Source organism: Aeromicrobium sp. SP1 (assembly GCF_055663785.1).
Genome location: NZ_JBQVVK010000001.1, coordinates 1,816,429 through 1,827,540, shown reverse-complemented (window position 1 = coordinate 1,827,540; position 11,112 = coordinate 1,816,429). Strand labels below are relative to the sequence as shown.

Below are 11,112 nucleotides of genomic sequence, written 5' to 3'. Positions count from 1 at the left end.
CACCTGTCGGTCTCGCGCCCCGATCGGCTCACGCCTCGTCGGCGCCGATCTCTCCCGGACGGTAGTGGTAGACGACCTTCGTGCCGAGCGGGATGTCGTGGATCGACCGGGAACCACGGGTGATCGCGCACGTGAACATCCCGATCGGGAAGAGCGTCACGAACACGGCGCGCAGCAGCGCGCGCACGGGGTCGAGCCGGTCGCCGTCGAGCGAGACGACCCGGGTGCCGAGCAGCACACCGCCGATCGTCTTGCCGCGGGTCGCCCAGGCCGCCCAGAGGTACAGCAGCATGAGCAGCAGCCCCGCGACCATCACCCAGCCGAACGGGAACTCGGGCCACGCGAAGCTGCGCGGGTCCCACAGGAAGCCCAGTACCGCGATCCCGAGGTAGGCGGCGCCGACGAACGTCCAGACGACGGCGTAGTCGACCGCGCCGGCGAGGGTTCGCGTGACGACGCCGGCCGGCCTGCCCTGGAGCTCGGCGACGGTGTGCTCGGCCCGGCTGCTCACGGCTGCTCCCGACGACGTCCGAAGAACCGCGCGATCGCCTCGTCGGCCGAGGCCGCCGACGCCCGGGTGCCGTGCACGACGTCGGTCGCGACGCCCGACGTGGACTCGCGGATGATGCCGGGCAGGTCGATCTCGTCGATGACGTCGTTGGCGATCCCGGCGAGGTCGATGCGTGCGACGACCCCGTTCGTGATCGCCACGAGGTCGATCTGGTCGACGACCTCGTTCGCGATCGTGACGAGCTCGACGTGCTCGCGGACGATCGTCGTCAGGTCCAGCTGGGCGAGCGCCGCGTCGACGACCGTCGGCACGAGCAGGGCGACGAGCTTCTCCAGCACGACGGGGTCGATCCGCTCCTCGACGAGCGCGACCGGATCGACGTGCGCGAAGACCGCGTCGAGGGCCGGTGCGGCCAGGGAGGCGACGAGCGCGTCGATCGCCGCGGGGCTCAGGGCCCGTCCGGCCAGGTCGGGCACGTCGAGCCGGTCGACGACGATCCCCGAGACGAGCGGCACCATCGCGTCCAGCGTCTCGACCGAGGCGTCCAGGAGCCGGTCGGTGGCACTCTCGCGCCGGAGCCGTCCGGCGCGCTCCCAGCGCTCGAGGGCGGCCGCGGGCGTGAGGCGCTCCGGGACGAACGGCGGGCGGCGCACGAGTCGCCAACCGAGGTAGACCGGCACGGCCGCGATCTGGACGATCCGCAGCACGTGCGGGCCGACCGTGATCGAGGCGCCGACGACGGTGTCGGCGATCCGCGTCGCGGTGTGCGCGGGGAGCTCTTCGGAGGGCACGCCTTCAGGATGCACCACGAAGGTGCCTGTCCGATGCCCGCCAGAAGAAGTCGTACCCGCGAGACATCATGGAGACATGACCACCGACGACGACCGCTACGGCGCCGTGCGTGCCAAGGACGCGCGGTTCGACGGGGTGTTCTACACGGCCGTGCGCACGACCGGCATCTACTGCCGGCCCTCGTGCCCGGCCGTCACGCCGAAGCGGGTCAACGTCGCCTTCTTCCCGTCCGCCGCCGCCGCCGAGCGCGCGGGCTTCCGCGCCTGCCGCCGGTGCCGGCCCGACACGACGCCCGGATCGCCGGAGTGGAACGTGCGCGCCGACGTCGTCGCCCGGGCAGTCCGGCTGATCGGCGACGGGGTCGTCGAGCGCGAGGGCGTCGGCGGCCTCGCGTGCCGGCTCGGCTACAGCGAGCGCCACGTGAATCGCCTCGTCACCGACGAGCTCGGTGCCGGTCCGCAGTCGATCGCGCGCAGCAATCGCGCCCGCACGGCACGGATCCTGCTCGAGACGACGGCGATGCCGGTCGCGGACGTCGCCTTCGCCGCGGGCTACGGCTCGGTGCGCCAGTTCAACGACTCGATCCGCGAGGCGTTCGACCTCACCCCGCGCGCACTCCGCGAACGGCGCGGTGGTCGTCCCGGCTCGGGCCGCATCGAGCTGAACCTCGCCGTGCGGCCACCGTTCGACGCTGACGGTCTGCTCGCGTGGTTCTCCCCGCGGCTCATCGAGGGGGTCGAGGCGATCGAGGGCAATACGTACGCGCGCGTCCTGTCCCTGCCGCACGGGATGGGCGCGGTCGAGCTCGAGCTGGGGCACGACCGGGTCGTCGCGCGACTCGAGCTGACCGATCTGCGCGACCTGGGTCCGGCGGTCCACCGCTGCCGGCGACTGCTCGACCTCGATGCCGATCCCGTCGCGATCGATGCGGCGCTGTCGGCCGATCCGATCCTCGCCCCACTCGTCGCGGCGACCCCGGGCATCCGGTTGCCGGGACAGGTCGACGGCTTCGAGGTCGCCGTGCGCGCGATCGTCGGGCAGCAGGTCTCGGTCGCCGGGGCCCGCACGATCCTGGGCCGGATCGCCGCGGCCCACGGGCGCGAGGTCGATCTCGACCTGGCGGCCCGCTGGGGGCTGACGCGGGCGTTCGCGACGCCGGACGACCTCGCCGCGGCGGCTCCCGAGGAGTTCGCGATGCCGCGCGGTCGCGCCGCCGCGATCCTGGAGGTGGCCCGGTCGATGGCGGCCGGCGACCTCGACCTCGACTCCGGCACGGACCGTGAGCAGGCCCGCGAGCGGCTGCTCGCGATCCGCGGCATCGGGCCGTGGACGGCCGACTACGTCAGGATGAGGGCGCTGAGCGACCCCGACGTCCTGCTGGACACCGACCTCGTGCTGCGCCGGGTCCTCGAGCGCGAGGGCCTCGACCGGACGAGGACCGACGCGTGGCGGCCGTGGCGGTCGTACGCCTCACTGCACCTGTGGAGGGTGGCATGAAGACACGTTGGATGGACTCGCCGATCGGCGGTCTGCGACTGCACGTCGACGCCGGGCTGCTGACCCGGATCGACTTCGACGCGAGCCCGGCGGGCACGCCGGTCGCCGACCCGCTGCTCGATCGTGCGCAGCAGCAGTTGACCGAGTACTTCGCCGGCGAGCGCCGCGACTTCGACCTGCCGCTGGCCGCCGACGGCACCGAGTTCCAGCGGAAGGTGTGGTCGTACCTGCGCACGATCCCGTACGGCGAGACCACGTCGTACGGCCAGATCGCCACCGATCTCGGGTACGCGCCGGTCATCTCCCGCGCGGTCGGTGCCGCCAACGGCGCCAATCCGCTGCCGATCGTCGTCCCGTGCCATCGGGTCATCGGCTCCGACGGCAAGCTCACGGGCTACGCCGGCGGCCTCGGTCGCAAGCAGACGCTGCTCGACCTGGAGCGGCCGGGCCTGTTCTGAGCGACTACTGGTCGCCCAGGTCGAGATCGGCGGCGGCGAGCTCGACGTGGCAGTGGCTGCACGCGAGCCGGCCGTGGAACTCCGCCCCGCACGTCGTGTGGGTCGAGACCAGCGCCGGGCCCTCGCCGGCGCCGAACCACCGCTCGGCCCAGTCGATCGTGGTCGAGATGACCGGGAAGAAGTCCATGCCCTTCTCGGTCAGCCGGTACTCCACGTGGTCGCGTCGCGCGGCGGTGCCGGCCTGGCGCAGGATGCCGTGCTCGCACAGGGTCGAGAGCCGGCCCGAGAGCAGGCTGGGCGGCGAGCCGAGCGCGAGCTCGAAGTCGGAGAAGCGACGGACGCCGAGCAGGGCCGCGCCCATCAGGGCCGACGACCAGCGGTTGCCGAAGATCGCCATCGTGTCGGGGTAGAAGGAGTGCTCGATCGAGGCGCCGCGTGTCGACGAGCGCCGCCGGGTGGTCGCCTCGGGCACGGAGCGCCGCCAGCCGCCCGAGGGGCCCCACTGCGTCTCGAGGTCGCTCGCGCGGGCGGGCTGGCCGCAGGACGCGCACGTGAGGACGGCCGTGATGTCCCGGCCGCACGTGAGGTGGCGCAGCGGGGGAGTGACGTACGAGTGCTCCTGGACCCACCGCAGCTCCCAGCCCCAGATCGCCACGAGGATCGGCCACGTCGCGCGGCCCGCGTCGGTGAGCACGTACTCGGCACGTGGCGGGCGCTGCTGGTACTCGCGCCGGGTCATGAGCTGCTCGCGCACGAGCAGGTCGAGCCGGCCGCTGAGGACCGCGTGCGAGATCGGCATCTGCGCGGCGAAGTCGGAGTACCGGGTGCGGCCGAGCAGGGCGAAGCGGAGCAGGAAGAGCGTCCACTCGTCACCGAGGATGCTGAACCCGCGCGACAGCGCGTTCGGCGGCTGGGGCCGGTGGTCGAGGTCGGAGCGCTCGAGTCCGCGGATCGCCGTCACGCGGGAATCCTATGTCCGCGGCGCGTCGGCGTCCGGGACGTCGCCATTGAGTCACTCCGTTGGTGCAGCACCGTGCCGGTGCGACCGTCCGCCGGCGAGGACGACAGGGTGGCGCAGATCCTGCTCGTCGAGCCGCGCTGACTCAGCGACGCAGGTTCTGGCTCAACCGCTCGGCGGCGGCGACGACCGCCGGCGCGTGCATGCGGCCGGGCTGGCGGGTGAGCCGCTCGAGCGGGCCCGAGACCGACACCGCCGCCACGACCTTGCCGCTGGGGGAGCGGACCGGGGCCGAGACCGAGCCGACGCCCGGCTCGCGCTCGCCGACGCTCTGGGCCCAGCCGCGCTTGCGGACCGCGGACAGCTCGGCGGCGGAGAAGTTGGCCTTCATGAGGCCCTTGTTCATGCGCTCGGGGTCCTCCCACGCGAGCAGCACCTGGGCGGCCGAGCCGCCGGCCATCGTCAGCTGGCTGCCGACCGGGATCGAGTCGCGCAGACCGGTGGGCCGGTCGGCCGCGGCGACGCACACGCGATGGTCGCCCTGACGGCGGAAGAGCTGGGCGGACTCGCCCGTGATGTCGCGCAGGCGGGCCAGGACGGGACCGGCGGCGGCGAGCAGCCGGTCCTCGCCGGCGGCGGCCGCGAGCTCGGAAAGTCGCGGCCCGAGGATGAAGCGGCCTTGCATGTCGCGGGCGACGAGCCGATGATGCTCCAAGGCGACCGCGAGCCGGTGCGCCGTCGGCCGGGCCAGTCCCGTCGCGGTGACCAGGCCGGCCAGCGTCGCGGGTCCGGGCTCCAGTGCCGCGAGCACGAGGGCGGCTTTGTCAAGAACGCCGACTCCGCTAGAGTTGTCCATGTCTTGATACTGCCGTATCGCATTGTGAGACGCAACCCCCTGAAGTGAGATGAGAGAAATGGGCAAGACGCTCGCCGAGAAGATCTGGGACGACCACGTCGTCCGCTCCGCGCCGGGAGAACCGGACCTGCTGTTCATCGACCTCCACCTCATTCACGAGGTCACGAGTCCCCAGGCCTTCGACGGACTGCGCCTCTCCGGCCGCACCGTGCGCCGCCCCGATCTCACCCTCGCGACCGAGGACCACAACATCCCGACGACCGACCTCGACAAGCCGATCGCCGACCCCGTGTCGCGCACGCAGGTCGAGACGCTGCGCCGCAACGCCGAGGAGTTCGGCGTGCGCCTGCACCCGATGGGCGACGTCGAGCAGGGCATCGTCCACGTCGTCGGCCCGCAGCTGGGCCTGACCCAGCCGGGCATGACGATCGTGTGCGGCGACTCGCACACGTCGACGCACGGCGCCTTCGGCTCGATCGCCTTCGGCATCGGCACGAGCGAGGTCGAGCACGTGCTCGCGACCCAGTCGCTGTCGCAGGCCAAGCCCAAGATGATGGCCGTCGACGTCGTCGGCGACCTGCCCGCCGGCACCTCCGCCAAGGACCTGATCCTCGCGCTCATCACGCAGGAGACCACCGGCGGCGGCCAGGGCTACATCGTCGAGTACCGCGGCGACGCGATCCGGGCGCTCACGATGGAGGAGCGCATGACGGTCTGCAACATGAGCATCGAGTGGGGTGCCAAGGCGGGCCTCATCGCGCCGGACCAGGCCACGTTCGACTACCTCGAGGGTCGCCCGAACGCGCCGAAGGGCGCCGACTGGGACGCCGCCGTCGAGTACTGGACGAGCCTGGCCACCGACGAGGACGCGACGTTCGACAAGGTCATCACGATCGATGCGTCCGCCGTCACGCCGTGGGTCACGTGGGGCACCAACCCGGGTCAGGGCGTCGCGCTGTCCGGGAACGTTCCGAACCCGGACGACTTCGAGGACGAGTCCGAGCGGGTCGCCGCCGCGAACGCCCTGACGTACATGGGCCTCGAGGCCGGCACCCCGATGCGCGACATCAAGGTCGACACGGTGTTCGTCGGCTCGTGCACGAACGGCCGCATCAGCGACCTGCGCCGTGCCGCCGAGCTGATCAAGGGCAAGCAGGTCGCCGACGGCACCCGCATGCTCGTCGTCCCGGGCTCGGTGCGCGTGCGCCTGCAGGCCCAGGAGGAGGGCCTCGACGTCGTCTTCAAGGAGGCCGGCGCGGAATGGCGTGGCGCGGGCTGCTCGATGTGCCTGGGCATGAACCCCGACCAGCTCGCTCCGGGGGAGCGCAGCGCCTCGACCTCGAACCGCAACTTCGAGGGCCGCCAGGGCAAGGGCGGCCGCACCCACCTGGTGTCGCCGGACGTCGCCGTCGCCACCGCGGTGCTCGGCCATCTGGCCTCGCCCGCCGACATCGAGACCTCGGGAGTCTGATCATGGAGAAGTTCACCTCGCACACCGGCGTCGGCGCCCCGCTGCGCCGCAGCAACGTCGACACCGACCAGATCATCCCCGCGGTCTACCTCAAGCGCGTGACCCGCACGGGCTTCGAGGACGGCCTCTTCGCCGCGTGGCGCAGCGATCCGGAGTTCGTCCTGAACCAGGACGCGTACAAGGCCGCGACGGTGCTCGTGGCCGGTCCCGACTTCGGCACCGGTTCCTCGCGCGAGCACGCCGTGTGGGCCCTGCAGAACTACGGCTTCAAGGTCATCATCAGCCCGCGCTTCGGCGACATCTTCCGCGGCAACTCCGGCAAGGCCGGCCTGCTCGCCGCGCAGGTCGACGAGAAGGTCGTCGCCGCGCTGTGGGCGTACCTCGAGGCCAACCCGGGCGCCGAGATCTCGGTCGATCTCGAGTCGCGCACGGTCAGCGCCGGTGAGGGCGTCGACCGGATCGAGGACTCGTTCACGATCGACGACTACACGCGCTGGCGGCTGCTCGAGGGCCTCGACGACATCGGCATCACGCTGGGCCACGAGGACGACATCGCCGCGTACGAGGCGAAGCGCCCGGCGTTCAAGCCGGCCACGCTCTGACCCTGCCGCGCGGCTCGACCCGCGTCGGGCCGCCCGGTACTAGGGTCGTGCCATGACCCGCACGCGACCCCTGCCCCCCGTTCTGCGGGTGGTGGTCTGGGTGCTGCGTCCGATCTTCATGGTCGTCACGAAGCGGGACTGGCGCGGTGCCGAGAACCTGCCCTCCTCCGGGGGGTACGTGCTCGCGCCGAACCATCTGTCGTACGTCGACCCGTTCATGATCGGGCACTGGATGGTCGACCACGACATCCCGCCGCGGTTCCTGGTCAAGGACCCGTTGTTCCGGGTCCCCGTCGTCGGCTCGTTGCTGCGCCGGGTCCGCCAGATCCCCGTCTACCGGGGCACGGCGGGCGCGGCCGACTCGCTCAAGGCCGCGATCGAGGCGGTGCGCGACGGCGGCATCGTCTCGATCTACCCCGAGGGCACGATGACCCGCGACCCCGACGGCTGGCCGATGACCGGTCGCACCGGCGCCGTCCGCACGGCGTACGAGACCGGCGCGCCGCTCGTGCCCGTCGCGCAGTGGGGTCCGCAGGCGATCATGTGGCCCTACCGCCGCGAGTTCAAGCTGTTCCCGCGCAAGACGATGCAGGTGCTCGTGGGTCCTCCGCTCGACCTGTCGGAGCTGGGCGACAAGCCCACCGAGGCGCAGTTCCACGCGGCCACCGACCGGCTCATGGACGCCCTCACCGCGTTGCAGGCGCAATTGCGCGGCGAGCTGCCCACGGGGCCGCGCGTCGACGTGCGCACGCTCAAGAAGCCCAACACCCGATACGAGGAGAGCTGACGTGGTCACTGCTGCAGTCATGGGGGCCGGGTCCTGGGGGACGGCCTTCTCGATCGTGCTGGCCGACGCGGGCCACGACGTCCGCCTGTGGGGACGGCGCGAGCAGACGTGCGCGAACGTCAACGAGCGCCACGAGAACACCGAGTACCTGCCGGGCATCGAGCTGCCCGACGCCGTGCGCGCGACCGTCGATCCCGGTGAGGCCCTCGGCGACGCCGACCTCGTGATCCTCGCGGTGCCGTCGCAGACGCTGCGGCCGAACCTGCAGTCGTGGGGCGCCCACATCGGGTCGTCCGCCGTCATGATCAGCCTCATGAAGGGCGTCGAGCTCGGTTCGCACAAGCGGATGAGCGAGGTCATCGCCGAGCTGACCGGCGCCGGTCCCGAGCGCATCGCCGTCATCAGCGGCCCGAACCTGGCCAAGGAGATCGCCCGCCGCGAGCCCGCCGCCAGCGTCGTCGCGTGCGAGGACGAGGCCACGGTCCTGCAGCTGCAGAAGCTGTGCCACACACAGGCGTTCCGGCCCTACACGAACACCGACGTCATCGGCTGCGAGCTCGGCGGCACGGTCAAGAACATCATCGGACTGGCGGTCGGCGTGTGCGACGGCCTCGGCTACGGCGACAACACGAAGGCCTCGGTCATCACCCGCGGCCTGGCCGAGACCGCGCGACTCGGCGTGGCGATGGGCGCCGACCCGATGACCTTCATGGGGCTGGCCGGACTGGGCGACCTCGTCGCGACGTGCTCGTCGCCGCTGTCGCGCAACCGGACGTTCGGCGAGAAGCTCGGCCGCGGCATGACGGTCGAGCAGATCAGCGCCGAGACCCGTCAGGTCGCCGAGGGCGTCAAGTCCTGCACGTCGGTGGCCGAGCTGGCCCACATGCACGGCGTCGACATGCCGATCGTCGACCACGTCCGCGCGCTCGTCGACGGTGCCATGACCCCCGCCGAGCTGGTCAACGCCCTGCTCGGCCGCGCGACGAAGCCCGAGGTCCGCTGACGCCGCTCAGCGCGCGCCCAGGGCGTGGTCGATGTCGGCCCAGAGGTCCTCGACAGCCTCGATGCCGACGCTGAGCCGGACCAGTCCCGCCGGGATCGTGTCGGGCTCGGCGGCGTGGCGGCGACGGCGCTCCCACGTCGACTCGACTCCGCCGAGACTCGTCGCGTGGATCACCAGTTGGCTCGACTCCGTGGCGCGCTGGGCCGCGTCGCCGTCGGCGATCACGAAGCACACGATCGTGCCGAAGCCGGGGTAGCGGACCTCGTCGACGGCCGCGTGCGCCGCGAGCCGGCTCGCGATCTCCCGGGCGTTCGCCTCGGCGCGGTCGAGCCGCACGGCGAGCGTGCGGATGCCACGGGTGGCCAGGAAGCACTCCAGGGCACCGGGGATCGCGCCGCGCTGACCGCGGTGCGCGGACAGGGCCGACTGGATGGCCTCGTCGCGCGTCACCGTGGCGCCCAGGACGAGGTCGCTGTGCCCGGCGAGCAGCTTCGAGGCCGAGTGCACCACGACGTCGGCGCCGTACTCCAGCGGTCGCTCGCGCAACGGCGTACGGAAGGTGTTGTCGACCGCGACGATCGCGCCCGCCGCCTTGGCCGCCGGAACGAGCACCGACAGGTCGCCGACCTCCATCGCCGGGTTGGTCGGCGACTCCAGCCACACGAGGGCTGCTCCCTCGAACGCCGCGATCGAGCCGGCCGTGTCGGACGGATCGATGAGCCGCACGTCCCAGGCGCCGCTGCGCACGAGGTCGGTCGTGCCGTTGTACCCGTGCCGGGGCAGCACGACCGTCGAACCGGCCGGTGCGAGGTCCACGACGGCCGCGGCGGCGGCGATGCCCGACGCGAACGCCAGGGCGGTGCCGCCCTCGAGCGCGCCGATCGTCGCCTCGAGGGGCTCGAACGCGGGGTTGCCGTGGCGGCCGTACTCGTGGTCCCCGCCGGCGATGAATGCGCTGGCCAGGGTGATCGGGGCGTTGAGGGGCTCGCCGGGCGCCTTCGGCGGACGACCTGAGGTGACGGTCACGGTCTCGGGGTGCATGGTTCCAGTGTCGCCGACCGGTAGGCTCGGCCCCGATGCGCACCTCTCTCGCCGTCGTCTTCGGGGGCCAGTCCAGCGAGCACGGCGTCTCCTGCCTCACGGCACGCGAGGTGCTGGCCGTCGTCGACCGCGAACGCCATGACGTGACCGCGATCGGGATCACGCCCGACGGGCGCTGGGTCCAGGAGACGGGCGACTGGTCCGACCTCGAGGACGGCACCCTGCCGCACGTCCGCGACGGACTGCCGCCCTTCCCGTGGGACCGGCTCCGCGAGTTCGACGCCGTCTTCCCGCTGCTGCACGGCCCGTGGGGTGAGGACGGCACGGTCCAGGGCCTGTTCGAGATGGCCGGCGTCCGCTACGTCGGCGCCGGCGTGCTCGCGAGCGCCGTCGGCATGGACAAGCCGTTCACCAAGACCGTGTTCTCTGCCGCCGGACTGCCGCAGCTGCCCTATGTGACGATCCAGCCGTGGGAGTGGGAGGCCAAGCGTGAGCGGGTCGAGGCGCGCATCCACGCGCTCGGCCTGCCCGTGTTCGTCAAGCCCGCACGCGCTGGCTCGAGCTCGGGCGTCACGCCGGTCCATTCGTGGGACCTGCTGGAGGAGGCCGTGGTCGCCGCCCGCGCGTTCGACCCCAAGGTGATCGTCGAGGCGGCCGCGCACGGCAAGCGCGAGGTCGAGTGCGCCGTCATCCAGGACGAGCGCGGGATGCCCGTGGCGAGTGAGGTCGGCGAAATCGTCGTCGCGGCCGAGGCCGACCACGAGTACTACGACTTCGAGGCGAAGTACCTCGACGGCACCAGCACGAACCTCGTCCCGGCCGACCTGCCCGAGTCGGTGCGCCAGCGGATCCGCGAGTACGCGCTGCAGGCCTTCGACGCGATCGGGGCCGAGGGCCTGGCCCGCGTGGACTTCTTCCTCACCGACAGCGTCGGCGGTGGTCTCGTCATCAACGAGATCAACACGATGCCCGGCTTCACGCCGTTCTCGATGTTCCCGAAGCTCTGGCAGGCCAGCGGGGTCTCCTACGCCGACCTCGTCGAACGCCTCATTCAGCTCGCCCTCAACCGCCCGACGGGTCTGCGCTAGCCCGAGATTTGCTCCAAAACTCACCTCCGATGGCTCGGACGGGGTGAG

The 11,112-nt window shown here is 72.0% G+C and carries 12 protein-coding genes; 7 read left to right on the top strand and 5 right to left on the bottom strand.

Going from position 1 to position 11,112, the window contains the following annotated elements; genetic code table 11:
* Positions 1-28: 28 nt before the first annotated feature.
* Entirely contained in the window at positions 29-511 is a 483-nt protein-coding gene (locus ACT26F_RS09005) for an RDD family protein (protein ID WP_471670181.1), read from the bottom strand.
* Positions 508-1,302: a hypothetical protein gene (locus tag ACT26F_RS09000; RefSeq protein WP_471670180.1), complete on the bottom strand. Its 795-nt coding sequence runs from the start codon at positions 1,300-1,302 to the stop codon at positions 508-510. The genes ACT26F_RS09005 and ACT26F_RS09000 overlap by 4 nt, the downstream gene beginning before the upstream one ends.
* A gap of 76 nt (positions 1,303-1,378) precedes the next feature.
* Between ACT26F_RS09000 and ACT26F_RS08995 the strand changes: the two genes are divergently transcribed.
* Positions 1,379-2,800 carry an AlkA N-terminal domain-containing protein gene (locus ACT26F_RS08995; RefSeq protein ID WP_471670179.1) on the top strand — a complete coding sequence of 474 codons (1,422 nt, stop codon included), beginning with the start codon at positions 1,379-1,381 and terminating at the stop codon, positions 2,798-2,800.
* Positions 2,797-3,258, top strand: a complete 462-nt coding sequence (locus tag ACT26F_RS08990) for a methylated-DNA--[protein]-cysteine S-methyltransferase (protein ID WP_471670178.1) — start codon at positions 2,797-2,799, stop codon at positions 3,256-3,258. The genes ACT26F_RS08995 and ACT26F_RS08990 overlap by 4 nt, the downstream gene beginning before the upstream one ends.
* Before the next feature lie 4 nt (positions 3,259-3,262).
* Here ACT26F_RS08990 and ACT26F_RS08985 read toward each other — a convergent pair whose 3' ends face one another.
* Positions 3,263-4,219 (bottom strand): winged helix-turn-helix transcriptional regulator, encoded by a 957-nt coding sequence (locus ACT26F_RS08985; protein ID WP_471670177.1) that lies wholly within the window; start codon positions 4,217-4,219, stop codon positions 3,263-3,265.
* Positions 4,220-4,361: 142 nt separating this feature from the next.
* The gene (locus ACT26F_RS08980) at positions 4,362-5,072 is read right to left on the bottom strand and encodes an IclR family transcriptional regulator (RefSeq protein ID WP_471670176.1); all 711 of its coding nucleotides are present in this window, start codon (positions 5,070-5,072) and stop codon (positions 4,362-4,364) included.
* 58 nt (positions 5,073-5,130) lie between these two features.
* On the opposite strand from ACT26F_RS08980, the gene leuC reads away from it, so the two are divergent.
* Genes leuC through ACT26F_RS08960 form a run of 4 tightly spaced genes read left to right on the top strand, consistent with a single transcriptional unit; the run spans position 5,131 to position 8,935 of the window.
* Positions 5,131-6,543 (top strand): 3-isopropylmalate dehydratase large subunit, encoded by a 1,413-nt coding sequence (gene leuC / locus ACT26F_RS08975; protein ID WP_471670175.1) that lies wholly within the window; start codon positions 5,131-5,133, stop codon positions 6,541-6,543.
* Between the two features lie 2 nt (positions 6,544-6,545).
* Positions 6,546-7,145 (top strand): 3-isopropylmalate dehydratase small subunit, encoded by a 600-nt coding sequence (gene leuD / locus ACT26F_RS08970; protein ID WP_471670174.1) that lies wholly within the window; start codon positions 6,546-6,548, stop codon positions 7,143-7,145.
* Between the two features lie 52 nt (positions 7,146-7,197).
* Positions 7,198-7,932, top strand: coding sequence for a lysophospholipid acyltransferase family protein (locus tag ACT26F_RS08965; RefSeq protein WP_471670173.1), 735 nt, complete (start codon positions 7,198-7,200; stop codon positions 7,930-7,932).
* 1 nt (position 7,933) lies between these two features.
* Positions 7,934-8,935, top strand: coding sequence for an NAD(P)H-dependent glycerol-3-phosphate dehydrogenase (locus ACT26F_RS08960; protein WP_471670172.1), 1,002 nt, complete (start codon positions 7,934-7,936; stop codon positions 8,933-8,935).
* A gap of 6 nt (positions 8,936-8,941) precedes the next feature.
* On the opposite strand, the gene ACT26F_RS08955 is transcribed toward ACT26F_RS08960, so the two are convergent.
* Positions 8,942-9,976 (bottom strand): trans-sulfuration enzyme family protein, encoded by a 1,035-nt coding sequence (locus ACT26F_RS08955; RefSeq protein ID WP_471670171.1) that lies wholly within the window; start codon positions 9,974-9,976, stop codon positions 8,942-8,944.
* Between the two features lie 35 nt (positions 9,977-10,011).
* Here ACT26F_RS08955 and ACT26F_RS08950 point away from each other — a divergent pair, with 35 nt between their 5' ends.
* Positions 10,012-11,064 (top strand): D-alanine--D-alanine ligase family protein, encoded by a 1,053-nt coding sequence (locus tag ACT26F_RS08950; protein ID WP_471670170.1) that lies wholly within the window; start codon positions 10,012-10,014, stop codon positions 11,062-11,064.
* Positions 11,065-11,112: the final 48 nt, after the last annotated feature.

Excerpts from the sequence above, each read along its gene's own strand:
- leuC (WP_471670175.1), top strand. The coding sequence starts at position 5,131 with ATGGGCAAGACGCTCGCCGAGAAGATCTGGGACGACCACGTCGTCCGC.
- ACT26F_RS08995 (WP_471670179.1), top strand. The coding sequence starts at position 1,379 with ATGACCACCGACGACGACCGCTACGGCGCCGTGCGTGCCAAGGACGCG.
- ACT26F_RS08990 (WP_471670178.1), top strand. The coding sequence starts at position 2,797 with ATGAAGACACGTTGGATGGACTCGCCGATCGGCGGTCTGCGACTGCAC.
- ACT26F_RS08965 (WP_471670173.1), top strand. The coding sequence starts at position 7,198 with ATGACCCGCACGCGACCCCTGCCCCCCGTTCTGCGGGTGGTGGTCTGG.
- leuD (WP_471670174.1), top strand. The coding sequence starts at position 6,546 with ATGGAGAAGTTCACCTCGCACACCGGCGTCGGCGCCCCGCTGCGCCGC.
- ACT26F_RS08950 (WP_471670170.1), top strand. The coding sequence starts at position 10,012 with ATGCGCACCTCTCTCGCCGTCGTCTTCGGGGGCCAGTCCAGCGAGCAC.
- ACT26F_RS08955 (WP_471670171.1), bottom strand. The coding sequence starts at position 9,976 with ATGCACCCCGAGACCGTGACCGTCACCTCAGGTCGTCCGCCGAAGGCG.
- ACT26F_RS08980 (WP_471670176.1), bottom strand. The coding sequence starts at position 5,072 with ATGGACAACTCTAGCGGAGTCGGCGTTCTTGACAAAGCCGCCCTCGTG.